12 protein-coding genes are annotated in these 22,377 nt (G+C 68.2%); 5 read left to right on the forward strand and 7 right to left on the reverse strand.

The window, feature by feature from the left end:
* The first annotated feature begins 53 nt into the window (after nucleotides 1-53).
* On the forward strand, nucleotides 54-1,496 hold the full coding sequence (locus tag CVUC_RS10685) for a LytR/AlgR family response regulator transcription factor (RefSeq protein ID WP_164468058.1): 1,443 nt from the start codon (nucleotides 54-56) through the stop codon (nucleotides 1,494-1,496).
* A 35-nt stretch (nucleotides 1,497-1,531) separates the two neighbouring features.
* Here the strand turns inward: CVUC_RS10685 and CVUC_RS10690 are convergent, their stop codons facing one another.
* Nucleotides 1,532-2,587, reverse strand: a complete 1,056-nt coding sequence (locus CVUC_RS10690; RefSeq protein WP_096032450.1) for a hypothetical protein — start codon at nucleotides 2,585-2,587, stop codon at nucleotides 1,532-1,534.
* A 118-nt stretch (nucleotides 2,588-2,705) separates the two neighbouring features.
* Here CVUC_RS10690 and CVUC_RS19870 point away from each other — a divergent pair, with 118 nt between their 5' ends.
* A complete protein-coding gene (locus CVUC_RS19870) occupies nucleotides 2,706-4,073 on the forward strand; it encodes a hypothetical protein (RefSeq protein WP_164468057.1) in 1,368 nt (455 codons plus the stop codon).
* Between the two features lie 80 nt (nucleotides 4,074-4,153).
* Here the strand turns inward: CVUC_RS19870 and CVUC_RS10705 are convergent, their stop codons facing one another.
* Nucleotides 4,154-4,711, reverse strand: a complete 558-nt coding sequence (locus CVUC_RS10705; RefSeq protein ID WP_024265566.1) for a DUF1353 domain-containing protein — start codon at nucleotides 4,709-4,711, stop codon at nucleotides 4,154-4,156.
* A 134-nt stretch (nucleotides 4,712-4,845) separates the two neighbouring features.
* On the opposite strand from CVUC_RS10705, the gene CVUC_RS10710 reads away from it, so the two are divergent.
* The 3 genes from CVUC_RS10710 to CVUC_RS10720 are packed head-to-tail and all read left to right on the forward strand — an operon-like array spanning nucleotide 4,846 to nucleotide 11,701.
* Entirely contained in the window at nucleotides 4,846-6,624 is a 1,779-nt protein-coding gene (locus tag CVUC_RS10710; protein ID WP_096032449.1) for a trypsin-like serine peptidase, read from the forward strand.
* Nucleotides 6,621-9,704: an ATP-binding protein gene (locus tag CVUC_RS10715; RefSeq protein ID WP_101685816.1), complete on the forward strand. Its 3,084-nt coding sequence runs from the start codon at nucleotides 6,621-6,623 to the stop codon at nucleotides 9,702-9,704. Before CVUC_RS10710 ends, CVUC_RS10715 begins: the two co-directional genes overlap by 4 nt.
* Entirely contained in the window at nucleotides 9,701-11,701 is a 2,001-nt protein-coding gene (locus CVUC_RS10720) for a DNA/RNA non-specific endonuclease (protein ID WP_233279802.1), read from the forward strand. The genes CVUC_RS10715 and CVUC_RS10720 overlap by 4 nt, the downstream gene beginning before the upstream one ends.
* Nucleotides 11,702-11,877: 176 nt before the next feature.
* Here CVUC_RS10720 and CVUC_RS10725 read toward each other — a convergent pair whose 3' ends face one another.
* The 5 genes from CVUC_RS10725 to CVUC_RS10745 form a co-directional block, all read right to left on the reverse strand.
* Nucleotides 11,878-14,415 carry a glycosyl hydrolase 115 family protein gene (locus tag CVUC_RS10725; RefSeq protein ID WP_096034723.1) on the reverse strand — a complete coding sequence of 846 codons (2,538 nt, stop codon included), beginning with the start codon at nucleotides 14,413-14,415 and terminating at the stop codon, nucleotides 11,878-11,880.
* Nucleotides 14,416-14,490: 75 nt separating this feature from the next.
* Nucleotides 14,491-15,735 (reverse strand): histidine-type phosphatase, encoded by a 1,245-nt coding sequence (locus CVUC_RS10730; protein ID WP_096032448.1) that lies wholly within the window; start codon nucleotides 15,733-15,735, stop codon nucleotides 14,491-14,493.
* An 8-nt stretch (nucleotides 15,736-15,743) separates the two neighbouring features.
* Entirely contained in the window at nucleotides 15,744-16,862 is a 1,119-nt protein-coding gene (locus CVUC_RS10735; protein WP_096032447.1) for an acyltransferase family protein, read from the reverse strand.
* Nucleotides 16,859-19,171, reverse strand: coding sequence for an alpha-N-acetylglucosaminidase (locus CVUC_RS10740; RefSeq protein WP_096032446.1), 2,313 nt, complete (start codon nucleotides 19,169-19,171; stop codon nucleotides 16,859-16,861). Before CVUC_RS10740 ends, CVUC_RS10735 begins: the two co-directional genes overlap by 4 nt.
* Nucleotides 19,172-19,310: 139 nt before the next feature.
* Nucleotides 19,311-22,082: a TonB-dependent receptor gene (locus CVUC_RS10745; RefSeq protein WP_164468268.1), complete on the reverse strand. Its 2,772-nt coding sequence runs from the start codon at nucleotides 22,080-22,082 to the stop codon at nucleotides 19,311-19,313.
* Between the last annotated feature and the right edge of the window lie 295 nt (nucleotides 22,083-22,377).

Raw genomic sequence — 22,377 nt, forward strand, 5'->3', positions numbered from 1 at the left:
GTCATCGGCGAATGACGGCGCATCTCGGCGAACGGCGCCCTAGAAGGGGTGACATGTGGCGACTCCTGCTTCTCACCGGCCTGATGATGGCCTTCGCAACCCTGGCCCGTGCGCAAGATTCGCCGTGGCAGGCCTGCCGGGGCGCCATCGGACCGGATGGACCCGTGCTGAGCGACTGCCGGGCGATCCAGGGCGTGGTCGATCCCCAGGGTCGGGAGCTGTGGATCCGTTCGACGATCAGCGCGCCCAAGGACGACCGGCCGTACGCCTACTATGTGGCCGGGGTCGCCTCCTCCGAGGTCTGGCTCAACGGCCAGAGCCTCGGGGCCAATGGCCGTCCTGGCGCGACCGCGGGGGACGAGATCCCCGGACGCTATCAGGCGGTGTTTCCGATCCGCGAGACGACCTGGCGCCCCGGCGCCAACGTCGTGGTTCTGCGCCTGTCATCCTTCCACGGGGGGCTGAGGTTCGCCGGCCCCATGAGCGCCATGGTCGTCCTGCCCTCCCCCTATCCGCAGCGCGCCACGCTGCTGGCGGTCACCTTCGTGGCGACCGGCGCCCTGCTGGCGGCGGCGTTCGGGTTCGGCGTCATCCACGCCCTACGCCGCACCGGCTCCAGCCTGGCCCTCGCCGCCATGGCCGCCGTCGCCGCCCTGCAGGCCATCGTCGAGAGCCTGCGACCGCTGTTCAACTACCCCTATCCGCTGCACGCCTGGCGGATGAGCGCCATCTGGGGACTGGCCGCCGCCTTCGCGGTGCTGCTGGTCGGCTATGTCGCCACTCGCTTCATGCCGCGGGCGAGCCGGCGGATGGTCGGCGTGGCCTTGGTCGCGGTTACAGCCACCGCCTTCGCGCCCGGCTTCGACATCAAGACGGTGTCGGCTCTGATCGTGGGCGTGGCGCTGGCCGCCTTGCCGGCGCTGGTCGGCGTGCGCGACAGGCGGCCGGGCGCGCGGCTGACCTTGGCTTATCTGGCGCTGTTCCTGACCCTGGCGCTCGCCTTCCCCGAATGGCTCGCCGATCTCTCCTATTTCCTGCTCGCCGCCGGCCTGGTTCTGCCGCTGCTGATGGTCGAGGTGGTCCGGCTGGGCCGTGACGACCGGGGCCGCGAAGCCGCCCTGACCCAGGCCGTCCGCCGCCCCGACCGTCTGACCGTGGCCTCGGCGCGCGGCGTCGAACTGGTGCCCTTGGCGGAGATCCTCTCCGTGGTCGGGGCCGACGACTATGTCGAGCTGCGGCTGGTCGGAGGACGCAGCCTGCTGCACGCCGCCCGTCTGGACGCCCTGACGACCCAGTTGCCGGTCAGCTTCCTGCGGGTGCACCGGTCGGTCATCGCCAATCTGACGCACGCGCAGCGGCTGGAACGGGACGGCGATCGCTGGCGACTGCACCTGAACGAGGGCCCGCCCCTGCCGGTCAGCCGCTCGCGCCAGCCCGCCGTACGCGAAGCCCTGGCCGATCCTGTTCCTGGGGAGACGGCGACCGGCGGCGGGTGATCCCGACCTTCCCGTCGGTCACGGCGCAGCCGCTGTCAGGTCAGCTGCAGCTCCTTACTCAGGATGTTCTTCTTCACCGCCTCCAAGCGCTTGGTCTTGGCCTCCTTGGCCGGGCCGTCGGGCTCGGTCTTGAGCTGCTCGGCAAGCTCCTGGGCCTCCTTGCGGTAGGTGATGTCGTTGGCCAGCTTGATCCCTTCCAGCAAGAACTCGATCGACGCCTCGGTTCCATCGCGGGCGTTGAGGAATTTCTTGAGCTGTTCGGCGGTGGCCAGGGTCGGCGCAAAGGACTCCAGCGACTTGCGCTCGGCGCCGTCGAGGCTGACCACGACATAGGGCTCATCGCCGTCGTAACGCGTGCCTGTGCTGCTCACCAGGCCGACGCCCGGCTTGTAGGTCAGGTCGCGGTGGGCGTCGGATCCGAACACGCGGAAATCGGCCTTGGTCGGCGCGACGCCCGGGACGTCGAAGTCGATGGTGTCGGTCATGCTGAACGCGGCGCGGCCGTCGATGAGGGCTTCGGCCCACTCGTTGGTGATCTTGATCAGTCCTCCCGCCGCCAGCAGGAACTCGCGCGCCGGCAACAGCAGCGGAATGTTGGCCGCGCCCGTGAAGGCGGACGAGACCGTGTTCAACAGCCCCTCGGGATAGCGATCGAACGCCATCTCCACGGTGAAGAACATCTGCTCGGTCAGAACCGCCGGCGAATAGGCCACCACGTTGGTGCCCGCATTGGCGGCCGACGGCGCCATCATCGTCTTGCGCGGCGAGATCGACGGCTCGGCGAAGTTCACCGCCCGGCTGGCCGGCGCGTAGCTGGCGTAGCCCTTCAGCGCCGAGGTGACCAGCATCGCCTTGCCGCCCCCGCCCAGCACGCCCTTCTTGGGGTGTTTGCCGGTATAGACCTCGCGGATCAGGATGGTCAGGGGCAGGCCCATGCCGATCGGCCTGAACTGCGTGACCTGCGGAGGCGCGACGGTCTCCTCCAGGAACTGGCCCTCGAAGACGGACGGCCGATCCGGGTTGGCCCGCAGATCGTCCAGATATTCCGACTTCGTGACGACCTTGTCGCCCAACACGCGAAAACTGGTCATTGCGGCCCCAATTCAAAGAACGTTGCTATTTCACTTTGGCGCGCCAGCGGCTATGAAATCAAGCCGATTATTCCAGACACATTCTTGTCATGGTTGCGGCCATTCACGGGCGGGACGCATGACGGACATCGAAGCCAACATCCACCAGGCGGTCGACCTCTGCGAAGACGTCCATGCCGATCCAGACGCCACACCGGCCGATGCGAGGGAGGAGTCTCTGGCGTCAGCGGGGCTGGAGGGCGTCGCGCCGCCGTGGCGGGTGGCCGAGGCGCTCGAGGTTCTGCGGCGGCGGATCAACGCCCTGGCGCCCAACCGCAGCATCGCCAGCGACGGCGGCATCGGCGACGCGGCGCATCGCACGCGCGCCAGCGACCACAATCCCTGGGTCACGGACGGCGGCAAGGGAATCGTCACCGCGCGCGACTTCACGCATAGCCCCCAAACCGGCTGCGACGCCGGCGTGATCGCCGAGGCCCTCAGGGCCAGCCGCGACAGCCGGATCAAGTACATCATCTGGAACCGGCGGATCTGTGCGAGCGAACCGCGCGATGGCCAGGCGGCCTGGGCGTGGCGTCCCTATGGCGGCAAGAATCCGCACGATCATCACGTCCATATCTCGGTCCAGCCGATCAAGGCCCTCTACGATGATCCAAGGCCCTGGGCGCTCTCCAGCGTCACCGCGCTGCCGCCGCCCGTGGCGCTGACCAGCGCCGGGCCCGAGGTGGAGATCGCCGCGATCGCGGCCGCCGCAGACCAGCTGACCCAGCTGACCCCGTTGCTGCAAAGGCTGACCGACCTGAAGGACAGCCCCGATCAGGCGGTGGCCGACCAGGCCTCGATCCTGTTGAGCCGCTATCTGACCCTGACCCGCCCCGCGCCGGAGCCCCAGACGCCTCCGGCGGCGGCCGAGACCTTCACGCTCGAGGCGCTGGCCGACGCGTATCGTCGTCTCTTCCAGACCTGCCAGACGCGCCCCGAATGGGCGGGCCAGGTGGCGTGGCATCGCAAGAAGTTGCTGGCGTTCAAGTCGCGCTACGAGCCCCTGGCCCAGCAGACTCGGATTCCCTGGTTCGTGATCGGCGCCATCCACGCCCTGGAAGGCAGCTTCGACTTCACCACCCATCTGCACAACGGCGACCCGCTGTCGGCGCGCACGGTGAGGGTTCCCGCCGGACGGCCCGCGACAGGGTCGCCGCCGTTCACGTGGGAGCAGAGCGCGCTCGACGCCCTGACCCGCCAACAGCTGACCGGTCTTGCGGACTGGAGCCTTCCCGCCACGCTGTATCGCCTGGAGCGCTACAACGGTTTCGGATCGCGCCGTCAGGGCATCAACACGCCCTATCTGTGGAGCTTCTCGACGCACTACCTGAAGGGCAAGTTCGTCCGCGATCACGTCTACGATCCCGAGGCGATCTCCAAGCAGTGCGGCGCGGCGCTGATGATCAAGGCCCTGGCCGACAGCGGCGATATCACCGTGACGCTGTGACCCTGACCCGGCGCGCGCCCATGCTCCGCCCCGTCAGCGTTGATCACCCTCCCCAGACCCGCGCGATCACCGCCGCCGTTCTAGGGCCGGAAATCCGGGCGCGGCGGAACCGGCCAATGGGCCTGATAGCGGCTTTCCGCCGTGAACGGCGGCGTATGCCGGTCCCCCGTGCGCCAGTTTCCGAACGCGCGCGCCCAGGTCGACGCCTCCTTGGCGTAGGCCCCACCGCCCGCCAGGCGAACGGCCCGGTGCATGATCGAGCGACGAACCAGGCTGACGCGCAGATCATCCATCGCGTCGAGGAAGATGCGGTCGGCGAAGGCGCGCTGTCCGGGCTCGCCGATCAGGTACAGCCAGTCGTGCAGGACCGCGGCCTTGGCGTGCCGGCCAAACGGCGGGAAGAGGCCGCGCACGGGGGCGGGGATCGAGGCGAAATCCGTCACATAGCCCTCCGGCACATCGACCTGAGCGCCCGAGGCGGGATGGATGTAGCGAAAGCCAAAGGCCACGATCGCGCACGTCCGCCCCTCCTTCTCGTCCTCGCTGTCCAGCACAGCGACCACCAGCGGCAGCGGCATCATGGGCGAAAGGGCTTCTTCGCCTCCTGCGGACGACGGACTGAGGGGTACGAACGGCATCACCTGTCTCCTCGATCTGGGCTTCGGTTCTCACCGAGGGCTGATCTGGCCAGGCCCGCGCGCGCCGACCGCCACAAACAATTCATAGTTGCATCATCTAAACTTAAAGCTCAATCTCGAACTTGGGGGGCGCGATGGTCAGCAAACAGGACATCGAGGCCGCCATTCGGGCCGACCCCGTGCGCGCGGAAGAGGCGCTGCTGGCCCTCCAGTTCGGCGATCAGGCGCCCGTGACCCTGGAGGCCGCCAAGCCCGTGGCGCAACTCCATGGCATGTCGGTCGAAGGGGTTCTGGCCTTGCAGCTCGAGAACCGCCAACTGCTGGAGGCCTATGCGCTGGCGCTCGCCGCGCGCGGAATCGCGTGCGGTCCGGTTCTGGAACCCGAAGCCGCGCCCGAGGATCAGCGGATCCAGAACCCCGGCGCCCTGGAGCGCATCGGCAAGGCGGCCTGCCGCATCGTGCGGGGCGACCACATCAGCGGGTCGGGCTGCCTGATCGGGCCCAGCCTCGTTCTCACCGCCTGGCATGTGATCGCCAGCGGGGCCCCCGACACGGTGGATCCCGTCCGCGAGAAGATCAGCGTGATCCTGGCGGACGGCTTCCGATACAGCGTCAGCGACGTGCAACGCTATTTGTCGCCCTGCACGTCCGAGGAGTTCGCCAGCCACTTTCCGGCCAATGACGCGGCGTTCGCCGACCGGCATGACGTCGCCCTGCTGAAGCTCCGCCGCCCCGAAGGCATGCGCTTCAAGTTCCTGCGCGTGCCGGACGCGCCGCCTCCTCTGCGCAGATGGGCCGGCCTGTTCGTGCTGGACTTCCCGGACGGTCACGCCAGAGGCTGGGGGATGGGCCATGTGACGCCCATCAACGGCATTCAGGCCCGCGTCCAGCATGACAGCGACAGCGACGGCGGGTCCTCGGGCGCGGCCTGCCTCAACACCCATTACGAGCTGATCGGCATTCACCAGGGACGTTGGCCGCCCGCTCGCCGGCTGGTGCCGCTGGCCCGCTTTCACGAACCGCTCGTGACCCAGGTGCGCGCCGATATCGCGCCGAGTTTCCTTTGGTCGCTCACCGATGATCTGCGGGGCCCGCTGGTCATTGGTCGTGACCTCTTCTTCGAGGGCTTGGCCGAGGCTTCGCGCCCGGGCGCGCGGGTCCGGGGCCTGCGGGTGCTGCGCATGAACCCGTCGGCCGGCACGACGGGCCTGTCGTTCTCGGCGACGCTGCTGAAGACGATGCTGGACCGCGATCGGTCGCGACACGTCTTGATCCGCATCGGCTTCGATCAGGCGCAACAGGACCTGCTGGGCGCGATCCGCCAGAAGGCCCTCGACGCGGGCCTTCAACTCCCCGCCGAGGACGTCCCCTTCGGCATGCGCGCCGGCGACACCACGCCCGAGGCGGCGGTGGGCGATCAGGCCCGGAGACTGGCGCTGGCCCTGGACCAGGCGATCCAGGCCAGCGGCCCCGACCGGCTTTTGTGGGTCTTCTTCGAGAACCCGGCGGCGGGATTGATCGACAGCGAACGGATGGCGTTCGAGGCCTTCGTCAGCGCGGCCCTGAAACAGCCCGCGCTGCGGTTGGTGATCGCGGGCTTCGAGACCATCAGCACGCCCGGCGGCGACGAGTTCTCCGATGCGGAGGCCGCCACGGGCGCAGGCGCGCCGGGTCTGGTCATCGAATATGTCGGCCACTTCTCGCGACAGGAGGTCAAGACGCTGATCCAGCGCGCGGACGAGGCGCTGGGACTGGCGCTGGGCGATACTGGGGTCGACTTCATCCTCAATGCGGCGCTGGCCGGCATCCCCTCGCAGAACGACCATGTCGACCTCGCCCACAGCGTCGAGGTCGCGGCCCGGCTGACGGAGCGCCTGGTCGACTGGCGTAACACGCAGGAGGCGGGTCGATGAGCGAAACGCCCCTGCCCGATCTGGACGTCGGCTCCCCGTCATTGACGGGGATGAAGGCCGAAGCTGAGGGCCTCATCACGCTGGCCCGGCGCTACGCCGCGCTATCGGGACCGTTCGCGCCGGTCGAGGCGTTGCGCGCCGCCGGCGCGGTCGAGCCGATCGACCTGGCGATCACGGTTTCCTCGGCCCTGGACGCGGTCTGCGACGTCTCCGCGACCGGCCAATGGCTGCTGCGCGCCAGCGAACGCGCCTGGGATCTCAAGCGCCTGAACGATGAGGGGAGCCTGCGGAAGGCCATCGACTGGCGGCGCGATCTGGGCGCGGACCCGGCCACCGCCGACCTGCTGGATGCCCTGCTGGGCAAGGGCGCGTTCTCGCCCAAGGCCATGGCGCGGATGCTTGAAAGGATCGAGGCCCAAGAGGCGGCCGCCGGACCCGAACTTCGACGGCTGGCGACCGCCCTGGAATGGAGCGGGGCCTTGGCGCCTGCGGCCGCCCTGCTGGCGCGTCTCCAGGCCGCCCTGAACCGTACTGACCAGGCGCGCCGGGGCGAGCTGCTGCTGGCGGACGGCTTCCAGGGCCGCGAGCAGGCGGTGGAAACCCTAACCGACTGGATCCGCAATCCGGACCAGGACCCTATCCGCGTCCGGGCTCTGTATGTCAGCGGCCTGCCTGCGATCGGCAAATCGACGCTGCTGGAGCACGTCTTGCGACAGGTGGCGCAGCAAGGCGTCGAGACCGTCGTGGTGCGGCTGGACTTTGATCGCGCCAGTCTCGATGTCCTGGACCAGCTGGGCCTGAGCGTGGAGGTCGCGCGGCAGGTCGCCAGCCAGTTGCCCAGCGCTGCGGCCGATCTGCGCCAGGCGCGACTGGAGGCGATCACCACCACCCAGGAGATCCGGTTGAAGGGCGGCGGCCGCAGCGGGATACCCTATGCGCTGATCCAGGCGCTGGGGGTCCAGCTGCAAAGCGCCGGGCGCCGGCTGGTCATGGTCCTGGACACCCTGGAGGTGCTGCGCGGGCGAGGCGAAACCCATCCTCGCCAACTGTTCGACTGGCTGGACCAGCTGGCGCGGGCGGTTCTTGTTCCGCTGGTCGTGGTCGCCGCCGGCCGAGGGCGGGCGCTGGAGCCGGTGGCTGACCGGGTGGCCGAAACCCTGGACCTGGATCGCCTGACCGACGCCGAGGCGGAAAGGCTGCTGAGCGCCGCCGACGTCCCGCCCGCCTTGTGGACCCAGGTCATCGCGCTGGCCGAGGGCGATCCGCTGCAGCTCCGCCTGTTGGCCACGCTCGCCCGCGACGAGGGCCAGGCCGGCCTCACCGGCAAGGGCGGCGCGACCATCACCCTCTATCGCAGCCTGGAAGCGCGCCTGGGTGGGCGCCACGCCAAGCTGGCGCGCTTCATCCCCCTGTTTCGCCGCTTCAACAGCGAGTTGCTTGGCGCGGTGATGGCGCCGGTCGTCCTTGGCGAACGCCTGAGCCCCGGCGCCGCTGCGGCGCTGTGGGCCGAGCTCAAGGACCAGACCTGGCTGATCGCCGGAGAGACGGAGGGCTGGCTCACGCCCCAGCCCGACCTTCGGCGGCGGCTGGCCGGCAAACTCTATGATGAACACGCGCGCCGCACTGGGGCGTTGCATCGCCGCGCGGCGCGCTGGTTCGCCGAACGGCCCGAGCTGTGGGCGGGCGCCGAGAGCCTCTACCACCGCCTGCAGGCTACGCGTTGGGCGGGACCGGACGCGCTGAAAGGGATGAACCTGGCGGCGGGGGTCGCCTTCCAATCCGCCGATCTCGAAGAGCTCCCCGAGGCGGCCCGCGACGCTCTGCTACGGGCGCGGGGCGAGCGCAGCTATGAGGGGCGCGGCGACGCGCTCACGCCCAGCGGCGAAGTCTCGCCCGCTGCGGCCGACGAACTGCGCATGCTGATCAGCAAGGGCGACTTGGCCGAGGCGAGCCATTTCTATGGGCGCGTCTTCCGCCCCGCCGCGCTGGATCCGACCAGCCCGACCGCCGACGTGGCCCTGACCCTGCTTTGGCGCACCGGTCGCTGGACCGAGGCGCGGCGCCTGGCGGCCGAGCGCGCCTGGACCTTGCCCTGGGACCACGCGCTTTTCGACACCTGGCCCGAAGCGACCCTGGTCCGCCTCGAAATGCAGGCCGAGTTCAACTTCGCCGATCTGCAGGGCTGGTTCCGGCAAGACGGCGAGGATCGGCCCGCGCGCGCGGCCCGGCTGATCCGCACCTCCAGAAACCATCTGGGCTTCGGCGCGCTGGCGTTCGCGCTGGACCCCGACCGCCTCTTCGGCGACCGCGCCAATCCGCCTGCGGCGGTGCTGGCGATGTGGACGCCGGATGCGCCCCAGGAGGGCCTGAACCGTGCGCTGGCCACCGCGCACGAGCGACGCCAGCGCATCGCCGGCGGCGGCGGATCCTCCCTCGCCGCCCCATCCCGCTCAGACGACGCCAGGACCCTGGCCATCCTCTCGCCCTACGGGGATCTTGCCGAAGGCCTGCTGCCGCGCGACCGGGAGGGCGGGCTCTTGCGGCTGCTGCGACATCAGCTGGCGGCGCTGCCCGAGGCTGCGTCCGGGCGTCTCGACGGCGCCAATCCGGCAAGCGCCCTGTCGGCGCTGGGCTTCACCGCCGAATGGCTTTCGGCGGCCGGCCTGTTGCTGCGCGATCCGGACCTGCGCTTGATCGGTCGCAGCGCCGAGCGCTGGCGCGCGGCCGCCGCCGGCCGCTGGCGCTACGCGCGGCGTTCCCCCGGCTGGCGCGGCGCGCCGACGCGCCTGGATGTCGTGATCGAAGACCGCCTGACGGCCCTGTTTGAAGCCCCTTCGCCCATCGACGCCGCGCGCGCGCAGCTGGCCGGCTGGGCCGGTGACGAGGCCGGCGTCGCGCGGGTGCTCCGGTCGGCCAAGCTCGACGCGGTGCGAGCCGAGTTGGCGAAACAGCCCGAGGCGGCGCCGCGCGAAGCGGCCTCGGGCGCGGCTTGGCAATTCATGCGGCGCTGGATCCCCGCCGCCTTCATCCCCCCCCTGGCGATCCTGGCTATCGAACCCGAAGGGATGCTTCGATCATGAGCGACAAGATGGAAGAGAGCCGCAGCCGGCTGGAAAGCCTGCTGCCGCGTCTGGGCAAGGCCGCCGAACGCCTGGCCAGGGATGGCGGGGAAAGCGTGCGAGCGCTCGGCCTGCGCTCGCCTGTTCTCGACGCCGAGACCCTGGCCCGCGCTTTGGACGCCGGCCCCGGCAAGCTCGAAAGCGTCGGCGTGAACCCCATGGCGCTGGAGGCGATCATCCGGCTGACGGGCCGCCCGCCGCTGATCGTGCGCAACGACGCGGTCGTCATCGAGCCGCCGCTGCTGGAAGAGTTTCCCATCACCATCACCGGCCAGATCAAGGCGGTGGAACCCGCCCTCGCCTCGGTGGGGCGGATCGAGTTCGTGAACCACGAGATGGCCTGGGGCGGAACGGGCTGGGTCGTGGACAGCGGCGCCGATGACGCCCTGGTCGTCACCAACCGCCACGTCGCCAAGCTGGTCGCCAAGCGCAGCGCCGACGGCCGGGGCGTGTTCCTGCGCTCGCCCTACAGCGGCGCTCGCTATGGCGCGAGCATCGACTTCAACGAGGAGGTCGACGCCCGGGTCACCGATGCGCGCAACGCCTCGGCCACGGCCGTGGAGTATCTGGCTGACGACACCGGGGCCGATGTCGCGCTGCTGCGCATCAAGCGTCCGCTCAACGCCGCCTGGGCTTGGCCCGACAGCGTCCCCCTGGCCGACCAGGAGGCCGGCCTGGACGAGCTGGTGGCGCTGATCGGCTATCCCGCCTACGACACGCGCAACGACGTGACGGCGATGGAGCGGTACTTCCGGGGCCTCTACGACGTGAAGCGGTTCGCGCCCGGGCGTGTGACCCGCGCTGCGGACTCGGGCGGCGTCATCAGCCACGATTGCACCTCGCTGGGCGGCAATTCCGGCTCGGTGCTGCTCAGCCTCGAGCGCCGCGTGGCGGTGGGCCTGCACTTCGCGGGCCAGTACGGGATCGCCAACAGCGCCGTTTCGGCCGCCACCCTGCGCCGCCTGGTGTTCGGTTCACGCACGACGGTGGCCGGAGCGGTGTTGCAGGAGACCTTTGTCGAAGCCAAGGACGGCCTGCACACGGCCGACGACCTGAAGGATCGCAAAGGTTATGTCCCCGGCTTCCTGGGCGAGACGACGCCGCCCGTCCCCTGGCCGACCCTGGCGCCCGAGATCGCCGCAGGGCTGGCCAAGCCGGTCGATGCGCTGCCCGGCCGGCCTCACGAGCTGCGCTACACCCATTTTGGCGTGCTGTTCTCGCAGGACCTGAAGCTGCCGGCCGCCACAGCGGTCAATATCGACGGCAAGCGGCCTGTCCGCATCAAGCGCGGCGACGACAAGTGGTTCGTGGACGCGCGCATCGACCCGGCCTGCCAGTATACCGCCAAGCACTACGGCGATCAGGCCATCGATCGCGGCCACATGGTCCGTCGCGAGGATCCCAACTGGGGCGACAATGCGATCCAGGCCAACTTCGACACCTTCCACTACACCAACGCCGCGCCGCAGCACGCGCTGCTGAACCAGGGCAAGAGCCTCTGGCAGGGCCTTGAGAACTACATCCTGGACAACAGCCGGACCGAGGGTTTCAAGGCCTGCGTCTTCACGGGGCCGATCCTGAACGGCGACTACGAGTATCTGCCCGAAGAGGGCGATGTCCGCGTTCCGCTCGAGTTCTGGAAGGTAGCGGTGATGGCCGCCAAGACCGAGGATGGCCAAGACACCCTGCACGCCACGGCCTATGTGCTGAGCCAGGGGCACCTGATCCGAAAGTTGCTGGAGGACCGTCAGCGCAGCGAGGCGTTGGAGGGCTTCCGCCTGGGCGCCTATCGCACCTTCCAGGTGGCGATCCGGGATCTGGAAGCCGCCACCGGCATGAACTTCCACGACCTGCGCAACTACGATCCCCTGGCCGCCACCAAGGCGGGATCGGAAGCGATCGCCCAGGACGAGCCGGTGTTCGTGCCGCTGGAGACCGCCGCCGATCTGGTGCTCTGACGGATCGGCGCATCGCGAAGGGGACCCAGGCGCTCAGCGTGGGCCCCCTTCGCTAGAGCCCTTTCCGATCTGATTGAACCAATCAGATCGGATAAAAAGGGCTCTATTTCAAAAGTTTAGAGCGTTCTTCGATCCGATCACCGCTTCACACTGATCGGAGAACGCTCTAGGTCGCGTCAGTGGTTCTCGTGGACGGCGATGACCTCGGGCGTCACCAGGCGCAGCTGGTCGACGGCGACCCGGCCCGCGCGCGAGGTCACCCGGACCACATGCTTGCCGGGCGGCAGAGGGGCCCCGACGGTCGCGGTCAGCTGGTTGTCCAGCACACCCTGGGCCCAGGCGGGCGAGCCCACGGCGCGCGGCCAGCTCACGCGCTGCGGAGCCTCGCCATTGATGCTGACGTCCAGGGCGATCTCGCCGCCCTGACCGTCGGGGAAGATCGGCAGCACGCCGATCCGCAGACTGCGGCCTTCCGTCTTCGCCTCGACCTCCAGGGTCAGGTCGGCGCCGGCGGCGTCAGCAATCATCACACCGTCGCCGCGTCCGACGCCCTCGACAAACCGCCAGCCGCGATTGGCCTTGAAGGCCTCGGCCTCGAAGACGGGCGATCCGGCGAAGAGCGTGCCGTCGACCTCGGCCAGGAAGGCGGCGGGATCGGCGGTCAGCGCCGCGCCCGGCAGCGGGATGGGTCGGGCGCGATAGATGCGCCACTGGCTGTCGGCCGGCTCCTCGGGCATGAACCAGCGCCACTTGCCGCCGGCGACCTGGTTGTGGAACCGATCGGTCAGGGCGGTGATCTCGGCCTGGGCCTCGACCGCCGCGCCGCCGGCCGAACGCGCCATGGCCTGCCGGCCGTCGATCAGCGCGTTGTACCGCTCGGCCGCGAAGAACCGCATGTTGGCGGCCGCCGAGATGCGGATCGGAAACTCCACCAGCTCGAACCAGGCGTCCTGCAGCGTCGGCGGAACCTGCCGGCTGGTCGCCTTGGTCTCGGCGACCAGGGTCCGGAAGGCCCGCAGGCGCGCACTGACCTCCTTGGGGGTGTAGCTGGACAGATGCCGGTTCTCGGCCACGGGCGGCCATTCCAGGTGCTCGGGCCGGCGTTCGAAGTTCAGGCGATAGTAGCGGTCCAGAAGATCGGCGGTCTTGGTCGCAAGCGCTGGTCCCAGGTTGCGGGCCGTCCAGTCGCTCAGGAACTGCTTCTGACTCTTGCCGCGCCAGCGATCGATGTCCCAGGCCATCTCCAGGAAGTGGCTGGTCCCGATCTCGGCCGGCTTGATGTCGCCGACATTGGCGATCCAGACGTTGCGCGCGCCCTTGTCCCAGGCGTGGATCATCTCCTCCTGCACCAGGGCCGGCGGCGTCGTTGAGAGCCACATGTAGGACAGCGGATAGCCCAGATACGAGAGGTGATAATAGACCCCCGCCCCGCCCTTGCGCGCGGCCTCCTCGGCGCTGGCGAACTGACGGATGTAGCCGAAATTGTCGTCGGGCCAGACGATGGTGACGTCGTCGGGAACCTTCACCCCCGCGCGGTAGATGCCGAGCACTTCCTTGTAGGGCACGAAGATCTGCGGGATCTTCGCCACGTCGGCGTTCACGTTCTTAGCCAGGATCTCGCGCTGGTCGGCGATGATCTTGTCCAGCAGGGCGACCTTCTCCTCGATGGTCTTGGGGCCGACCATGCCGGTGTCGTGGATGCCGCGCATGCCGACCGTCCACAGGCTCTCATAGCCGGCGTTGGTCTTGGCGCGCTCTTCCCAATAGGCCTTCACGCCTTCGGGATTGGTCGCGTAGTTGAACTTGGCCGGGTCGTCCTTCCACTCGCCGACATTGTTGCGCAGCATGGCCTCGGCGTGGGACGAGCCCATGACGATGCCGTACTCCTCGGCCAGCTTGGCGTTGGCCGGATCGGAATTGAACGGCGCGGTCGTGTGGTGCATGGCCGGCCACAGGGTGTTGGCCTTCAGGCGCAGCAGCAGGGTGAAGATCTTGCGATAGGTCTTGGGACCGATGTCGCCGCGCTCGGGATCGAAGGTTTTCACCGCCCACGGATAGAGGCCCCAGTCCTCGTCATTGACGAAGATCCCGCGATAGCGGACCGACGGCGGACCGAAGCGATGGACGCCCGCGCGCACGAACAGCGCCTCGCGGCGCTGGGGCGTGACGTCCGCCCACCAGGCCCAGGGCGAGACGCCCATGGCTTGCGCCACCTCATAAACGCCGAACGCCGCCCCGCGCCGGTCGCTGCCGATCACCACCAGGGCCTTGTCGACACCGGGCGCAGGACGGTCGACAGAGGCGATGATGAAGCTTTCCCAGGCGCCCTTGAGCTTGGAGACGTCGAGGCGCTTGGCGGCGACCAGCTGGTCGATGAGCGGGCTCTGGCCCAGCGTCCCGATGAAGATCGCCGTCTTGCCGGCGGGCGTGGCCGCGACCGCCGAGCGCTGGCCGGTGACCGTCTGGATGTCGTCGGACAGGTCCTGGGCGGCATGCCGCACAACGGCCGCATCGGCCGGATCGACCACGAGGGTCGGGACCACGCCCGGGCCGACCAGCTGGAACCCGCCGCGTGCAGGCGCGTCCGCGAAGATCGGCGCGGTTTCGGCGATGGCGCGGCTTGGGGCGCGGCTTGGGGCGCCGGCGGCCCAGACCTCATGGGCTGGAACGGCCGAGGAGGCCAAGGCGAGCGCGAAGACCGCCGCGACGTGCATCCACTTCATCACCACACTCCCTATTGGCGACACCCAACAGCGCCGCCGCCGCGCCCATGTCCTGGGCGACGTTGTTTAGCCGTCCGCGCGCGTCGCGCCCCGGACGACCGTCTCGAAGTCTTCCAGCCGGCAATCAAAGGCCGGGGTCGCCGTGCCGCAGCCCTGCACGAACACGGGCGCGGACAGCGGCGGGGTCTTGGCGTCCAGCGCAGTCATGTTCCGCAGCTGGGAAAGGCTTTGCCCGGTGAAGCGAACACGGACCACGCGCACACCGTCATCGCGCCGCCAGCGCTCGAACACGAGAGCCCCGCCCGGCTGGATCTGGTTGGGTCGATAGCCCGGCAGGGTCCACTCCATTCGCAGCAGCCCCCCCAGCGACGCCAGGGTGCCGTCGTGGCCGGCGATGATCACCAACCTGGCGTCGGCGGGACCGATCGCGGCCGCGCCGTCCTGGAGGGTGGCCGCCAGCCGCTCGGCCAGATGGCCGGCCAGGGTCCGGGCGACATAGGGCGTGCGCAGACGCAGATCGAACTCGGCCTGATGCAGGAAGAACGACCGGGTCAGCGCCTCTTCGTCCAGCCCTTTCCAGCCCAGACCCGCGAAGTCCCGCCCATCGGCCCAGGCCATCAGCAGGCTCTCGGTCACGCCCGAGGCGAAGGCTTCCGGCCCCGAAAGGCCGGCCAGCTCCTCGCCGTCGATAAAGCCGGGCTTGGCGTCGAACACGCGGCGCTTGCCGGGCGCTGGCGGACACGGACCCTTGTCACACTGCATCAGGAGCGCATCGAGTTGCTCGGCCTCCTGGTTGTGACTGGCGCTCCAGGCGGTGAGGTCGCCGCCGACGCGGCCCGCCACGGCGGCGCGGGCCAGGGCGTGATCGGCCTTGGCGATCCCGGCCTTTACCGGCTCGAACATCGGGTCGATGTTCCCCTCGCCCACGGTGTTGACGACCGCCGCGCACCCCGGCGCCAGGGTCTCACGATAGGCCTTGGCCGTGGCGATGGTGCGCTGGGTGACATTGGCCCAGGCGTAGACGGATGCGCAGTCCCCCGGCTTCAACAGCCCCTGGGCGGCGTAGTACCGGCGGTAATAGTCGCCCATCCGCGCGACCAGCGTCTCGCCTCTCGCCGTCAGGTGTCCGGCCGGAACCTCGAAGCGGGGCCAGGGCCGGGCCGAGGCCTCCTCCAACCGCTCGGGACTGGACATGGCCGACCTGACGCCGTGACGGCTGAGGATGACGACCTTTTCCAGCGTCTCGGCCGACGCGGCGCCGGCCGACGCCAGGGCGAGGGCCACAACGGCGATGCGGAGGGACAGGCGCATGCCGGCTCCTAGAGCTTCACCACGACGCCGCGCCGCGCCATGACATAGCCCAGCAGCCAGCAGACCAGCGTGTAGGCGAGCGCGCACAGCAGCGATCCGAACGCTCCCGGCATCACGGCCTGGAACAGGTTGACGCCGACCCACTCGTAGATCCCCACGCCCGGCGCGACCTCGATCATGCCCAGCACGACCACGAACAGCTCCGAGAACAGGTAGAGCACCAAGGGATTGAGACCAAACACCTGGAAGAAATAGGTCCCCGGATTGGACGCCTTGCCCTCCAGCAACTTGGCCAGGCCCGCCAGCAGGATGAGGTCGATACCGACCGTCAGCAGCACGAAGCTGCTGGTCCACAGCTTCTTGGCGATGGGGAAGAGCGGGCTCCAGATCAGACCCGCAAGGATCAGCACGAGGCCCGCGATCGCCATCTGGCCCATCGCTCGGCTCGAGCCGGGGTTCTCCTTCAAGAACCGCGCGGCGAGATAACCGGCCAGCACGTTCACCGTCGACGGCAGCGTGCCCAGCAGCCCCTCCGGATCGAAGCCACCGTCCTTGCGATAGAGATGGTTCTGACCGATCAGGAGCAGGTCCAGACGGGTGCCGGCGTTGCCCAGCTTGGACAGCGGCGCGGCCGGATCGCCGAACGCCATCAGGATCGCCCAGTAGCCCAGCAGCAGGACCGCGCAGAGCGCCACGATCAGGCGCGGCGACAGCCAGCGCACGGCGAAGGCGGCCAGCAGGTAGCACAGCGCGATCCGCTGCAGCACACCCATCACCCGGGTGTCCGAGAACGGGATCAGCGCCCAGTCGCCGTCGACCTTCCGGACGAACGGGAACCAGTACATCAAAAAGCCGAGCAGGAAGATCAGCGCGGCCCGGCGCAGCACTTTCACCGTGAAGTCGTTCAGCGGGATCGGCTTGGAGAAGGCGAAGGCCATCGAGCAGCCGACGGCGAACAGGAACGACGGAAACACCGCGTCGGCGGCCGTGAAGCCGAACCACGGCGCGTGGACCAGCTGGGTGTAGGCCTTGGCCCCGGGCCCCGCCGTATTGACGACGATCATCAGAAAGACCGTCAGCCCCCGGAACACGTCCAGGGACAGAAAGCGCGCGGCCGGCTGGCTCATGGCGTCTTCTCCCCGCCCCGGTCGATGCGTGCGATCAGGGTCTTGATCTCGCCGATGGGATCGGCGGGCTTTTCGCGGCGATAGGCGACCTCGGCCGCGACCCAGGCGCGTTCCCAGGCCACGCCGCCGCGGGTCACCGTCACCTCGTCGAACGCTCCGGTCCCCGCGGCTTTCAGCGCGTCGAGGAAGCGCGACCAGCGCGGCAGATAGAAGCTCTTGTAAAGCCCCTGCCAGGCCTTGGACGCATAGTCGTTGAGGTTACCCTCCCCGCCCCAGATGGTGACTTGGGCCTTGGCGTTGGCCACATAGGCGGCGGCGTCGGCGGGCGTGTCGCCATAGGCGCGGGCCTCGTCGATCCAGGTCGCCAGCGTGTCGGGCTGGACGCCCAGCAGCTTGTCGATCGACAGCGCCAGCGCCTCGATCTCGACCCGCGCAGCGTCGCCGGCGGCGGTATCACCTCGGCGGTAGGCGGCGACGGCGACCTGAAGCAGATCATCGATCTTCATCGTCGCCAGGTGGCGCGTCGCGTCGGTCAGGTCCAGGACGAACAGCGGCTCCTGGCCATAGGTAGGCGCCAGGGCCGTCAGCGCCTTGACGGCCGCCTCCAGCTTGGCGCGGTCGCCCGGATGTTGCGGGAAATCGCCGACCGTCGCCGTGGGGCGCTTGAAGAAGAGATAGGCGCCGGCCTTGCTCTTCCACCAGCGCGGCGACCAGTAGCGGGTCGAGAACGCCGCCTCGACCAGTTGGCCCAGCGCCGCATCCAGCGCCGGCGAGGTCTTGCCATAGCGCGCACGCGCGTAGCGCGTCAGCCAGGTGGCCGGCGACGCCTGACCCTCGCTCCAGGCAAGGTCGTAGACCGCCTCATAGACGATCGAGTTGTTGTGCAGACCCTCAGGGAACATGCCGAACCCGGCCAGCTTGCCGGCCTCGGGATTGGCCGCGATGGCCGGGATGTCCTGGCGATAGAAGCCAAGATCCCCGTAGACGGGATTGCTGCCCCCGTAGTTGTGAACGTAGCCGTAGATCCAGGGCTTGCCGCCGAACGCCTTGGCGTTCTTCCAGACGTTGGGATAGCGGTCGTTGCCGATGTCCAGGATCATCAGCTTGTCGTCGGGGACCAGGCTCAGATAGGCCGAGATCGCCGCCGGGTCCCAGAAGTGACTGTCGGCGCCGAACAGCCAGCCTTGCATCACCCAGACCGCGTCGGGCCGGGTCTGGCGGATCGAGTCGTAGATCGCCTTGCCATAGGCGGCCAGACGCTGGGCCTTCAGCGCCGGGTCGACCTCGACCTTGGTTTTGGTCACTGCGGTGTTGGCGGTTCCGTCGCCATAGGCCGCGTCACGGGCGTCCGCGCCATCGGCGTTGATCGGCGGCAGCATCTCGTTGAACGAGTCGGCCAGATAGTAGGTCCCGGCCCCGAAGGTCTCGGTATAGAGCGCCAGGAAGCGAGCGGCGATCTTGGCGAACAGCGGGTCGGCCGGATCCAGCCAGTAGGTCTCGTGGAAGCCTTCCCACGGCCGCATGCGGTAGATGCGGGCCTTGGGGTTCTTCTCGGCGAAGGCCTTGGGCACATAGCCGCCGAAGGCCGGCAGGATCGGGGTCATGCCCAGCGACCGCATGCGGCCCAGAATCTTGACCTGCAGGTCCTTCTTCTTGTCGATCCAGGCGGTCGGCAGAGGCGCCTTGTAGCCCTCGATATTGCCCATGCGGTGCCAGGGCGTGAAGGCGGGTCCGGAGAAGTAGTCGGCCAGCTCGGCCTCGCTCAGGCCGAACTCGCGCCACAGCGCCCGCCAGACATACTCCTGACCTTCCATGGCCAGCGGCATGTCGATCCCATGCGCGGCCATCCAGTCGATCTCGCGGGTCCAGCGGCCCCAGCCCCACCAGGGGGTCGTGTAGCCATAGGTGCAGGTGTTCAGATAGGCGCGGTGGCGGAACGGCGTCTCGACGCGCGCGCCCGCGCCCGCCGGAACAGCGCCGGCCTGGACGACCCGGTCGCCCTCCCAGCTGACATGCGCCAGACCCGCCTGGCGAAGATGGGCGTAGGCGCCGCGGACCAGAGCCACGGGGCTGTCGCCGGAAATGGAAAGAGAGCCGCCCTTGCCGGCGATGGCGTACCAAGAGCGCTCCGCGCCCGGCGTGACCGTCAGATGGGCTCCGGCCAATCGGCGTCCGAAGAGCCGCTTGAGGCTGGCGCGCGCAGCGGCGGCGCCGTCAGTGGAGCCTGCGGCCAGGGCGGGGGGCGCCACGAGCGCCGCAGCAGCGAGGCTTAGCGCCTGACGTCGGTTCAGAAGAGCGTTCATCGGCATCAGGATCTACGAAAAGGCGCGCCCGCCGCCTAGGAGATCGCGTGCGGCGGGCGCCAGGAGGAGCCTCGCCCGTTCGACGGGCGAGGCAGGGAAAGACGCAGCGCTCAGGGGAGGAAGGACGAGCGCCGCGCCAAACGCGTTACATCTTGTATTGGAACGACAGGAAGTAGCTGGGACCGGTGACCGCGGTCTCCTGCCAACGGCTGGCGTTGATCAGGTAGGCTTCTTCCTGAGCGTTGTTGATGTTCATCGCCGCGAAGGCGAAGCTCAGACGCTCATTGAAGTTGTAGCCCAGGTTCAGGTCCAGCTGGGTGCGCGCCTTGATCGTGTGGCCCAGCGGACCGGCGAAGAAGCTCTCCACCGAGGTCTGGTCATAGGCGCTGCGGTAGTTGGCCGACAGACGGGCGCTGAACTTCTGGTTTTCCCAGTAGACGGTGCCGTTGGCGGTGTGTTCCGACAGGTTGGCCAGACGGAAGCCGGTGGTCGACTTGGCCGGGGTGACGTGGGTGTAGTTGGCGATCAGGCCAAAGCCTTCGATCGGCAGCCAAGCGTCGAGCGACTGCTGCCAGTTCACTTCGTAGCCATGGATGTCGACGACGCGCGAGTCGTTGAAGCTTTCGGTGATCATGTAGTTGTCACCGTTGGCCGCGACGCAGACGCCGCTGGAGTCCCGCGACAGAGCGACGGACTCATAGCTCGTCGGGCAGGTGAGCTGGCTGAAGACGCCGTTCTTGACCTTCTTGGAGAAGTAGCCGGCGCTCAGACCATTGCCCTGGCCGTAGTACCACTCCAGCGTCAGGTCGAGCTGGTTGGCGGTCATCGGGTTGAGGTTCCCCTGGCCCGACGAGATCGTGAAGATGCGGCGACCCGTCGTGTCGGTGGCGCTGGTCATCGTGCGGGCCAGCTGGTTGCTGGAGTCGATGATCGGACGCACCAGCACCTTGGCGGCGGCGACGCGCAGCAGCAGGTTGTCGGTCAGGTCGACGCTCAGATTGGCCGACGGCAGCAGGTTGTCGTAGGACTTCTTGGCGGTGTAGTTGCCCGCCACCAGCCGGACCTCGGTGTTCTGAGGATTGGCCGTGCTACCGATGTAGCCCTTGATCGTCTGATCGGTGCTTTCGTTACGCACGCCGATATTGGCGCGGTACGACTTGGACAGCACCTCGCCGCGCAGGTTGGCCATCGCATAGACCGAGGTCAGGTCGCGCTCGACACGATAGCTGCCCAGCGGGTCGAAGCCCTCGTACACCGAAATGCCCTGAGCCTTGAGCGCTTCACGATAGGCGTCGAGGTTCGGCGACACCCAGGCGTTCGGCAGGGTCATCTGACCGTCCAGGAAGTTGGTCACCGCGATGCCGCTGTTGGCCATGGTCGGCGAGAACGACGCCGGGACGACCTGGTTGTCCTTGCGGATCACGTAGCGCTTGAGCACCTCGCTGCGCGTCTTGGCGCCGACCTGCACCGACTCCAGGATGCCCCAGTCGAGATAACGCTTGGCGTCGAACTGCGCGGCGCTCTCGTGCGAGCCGACCGTGCGGAAGGCGCCGGTCGGATAGGTGTTCCGGATCAGGGTGGTGGGGGCGTACTGCGCGGTGTTCGTCAGCGCGGTGGACGTCGTGAAGATGACGTTCTTCGGATCGGCGATATCCACCGTGGCGCTCGGGATGTTGATCCCCAGAACCGCAGCTTCTTCGTTATGCTTGGCGTTGCCGCGCGAATAGTGCGCGACGGCCTTGAAGTCCCAGTTTTCGAGGCCGGTGTAGTGGAGCTTCGTCGTCAGGGCGCTGGTCGACTGCGGACGGTTCTCGTACTGTTGGTTGTTCTCCAGCCGGAAGTTGTTCACCTGCACCTTGGTGGAGGTGCCGTTCGCCACCGTGATCGGCACGACGTTCGAGGCCGAAGGCGTGGTGAACAGGAAGACCTGCTGGTGAATGTTCTGGGTGGTCTTGTCCTCGGCGTAGGTGCCGATGAGGTCCATCTGCAGGTGTTCGGTCGGCTTCCACTGGACCGCGCCGTTGATCATGCTGCGCTTGGTTTCGCGGTCGATACGGCGATAGCGCAGGCGTGCCGGGGTGTAGACGTTGTTGCTGACGGTCCAGCGGTCCATCCACAGATAGTCGCCGCGGTCCTTCAGCTCCTGATAACCGCCGCCCAGGAACACGCCCAGCTTGCCGTCCAGGAAGTGATCGACATAGGTCAGGCCGTACTTGCCGGTCGGGTTGCCGCCGATGAGTTCCTGCTGCTGCAGCTTGCCCGCCACGATGATCTGGCGGCCCTTCACGTCGAACGGATGGACGGTGTCGATGTTCACCGTGCCGGCCAGGCCGCCCGCGTCCATGTCGGCCGTCGGCGACTTGTAGACCTGGATGCCGGACGCCAGCTCGGTCTGAATGACGTCGTAGCGGAAGCCGTCGGTGAAGTTGGAGCTCTTGAAGGCCTGGCCGTTGACGGTGGTCAGGGCGTACTGCGGGCCCAGGCCCCGGATGCTGATCGTCGACCCGCGGCCGTTGATGGCCGAGATCTGTACGCCCGGAATGCGCTGAATGGCTTCGGCGATGTTTTCCGACGGGAACTTGCCGATGTCCTCGGACGAGATGCCGTCGGAGACGCGGACGTCCTTGCGCTTCACTTCCAGCGCGGTCGCCAGGCTCTTGCGGAAGGCCGTGACGACCACTTCGTCAACGGCGGCTTGGTCCGCGGCCGGCGCCGGCGTCGACTGGGCGAGCGCGGCCTCGGCGAAGCAGGCGCCGCTCAACAGCGCGATCACGAAAGCCTTGCGGCGACCAGCGGTCGCGGTGGTCTTGGTATTGGTCATCTTTTGTATTCCCCCTTGACTAAGCGGCGCGAAGACGGACTGCGGCGACGTCGCGCATTGCAAGCATGATGCAGACCATTCGAGTACCTTTTTCAGAACCCTTGGCCGAACGATAAGGGCTGCGACGTTGTCGCCGCAAAGCCTTAAGCCACTTATTTTTTTCACTTTTTGATAGGCGACCAGACATTGGGCGCCACCTGACTTCGGCTCGAAGCGGAGAGCCGATCTTTTCCTCCATATTATATATTTTATTCAGATACTTATCCGCATCATAAGCGCCGATCAGCGCCTGTCCGGATAATACCATTATGATGCCACTTTAAGAGTCATCCGGAGCCTGAAGTCCAGCGCTTGCGACCTGCGCGCGCGTGCGGCGCAGAGGCTCGCGTGA

Origin of the sequence: Caulobacter vibrioides (assembly GCF_002858865.1) — a bacterium.
Classification (GTDB): domain Bacteria; phylum Pseudomonadota; class Alphaproteobacteria; order Caulobacterales; family Caulobacteraceae; genus Caulobacter; species Caulobacter vibrioides.

Bases quoted from the DNA above. Each gene is read 5' to 3' on its own strand.
- CVUC_RS10685 (WP_164468058.1), top strand. From the start codon at position 54: ATGTGGCGACTCCTGCTTCTCACCGGCCTGATGATGGCCTTCGCAACC.
- CVUC_RS10690 (WP_096032450.1), bottom strand. From the start codon at position 2,587: ATGACCAGTTTTCGCGTGTTGGGCGACAAGGTCGTCACGAAGTCGGAA.
- CVUC_RS19870 (WP_164468057.1), top strand. From the start codon at position 2,706: ATGACGGACATCGAAGCCAACATCCACCAGGCGGTCGACCTCTGCGAA.
- CVUC_RS10705 (WP_024265566.1), bottom strand. From the start codon at position 4,711: ATGCCGTTCGTACCCCTCAGTCCGTCGTCCGCAGGAGGCGAAGAAGCC.
- CVUC_RS10710 (WP_096032449.1), top strand. From the start codon at position 4,846: ATGGTCAGCAAACAGGACATCGAGGCCGCCATTCGGGCCGACCCCGTG.
- CVUC_RS10715 (WP_101685816.1), top strand. From the start codon at position 6,621: ATGAGCGAAACGCCCCTGCCCGATCTGGACGTCGGCTCCCCGTCATTG.
- CVUC_RS10720 (WP_233279802.1), top strand. From the start codon at position 9,701: ATGAGCGACAAGATGGAAGAGAGCCGCAGCCGGCTGGAAAGCCTGCTG.
- CVUC_RS10725 (WP_096034723.1), bottom strand. From the start codon at position 14,415: ATGCACGTCGCGGCGGTCTTCGCGCTCGCCTTGGCCTCCTCGGCCGTT.
- CVUC_RS10730 (WP_096032448.1), bottom strand. From the start codon at position 15,735: ATGCGCCTGTCCCTCCGCATCGCCGTTGTGGCCCTCGCCCTGGCGTCG.
- CVUC_RS10735 (WP_096032447.1), bottom strand. From the start codon at position 16,862: ATGAGCCAGCCGGCCGCGCGCTTTCTGTCCCTGGACGTGTTCCGGGGG.
- CVUC_RS10740 (WP_096032446.1), bottom strand. From the start codon at position 19,171: ATGCCGATGAACGCTCTTCTGAACCGACGTCAGGCGCTAAGCCTCGCT.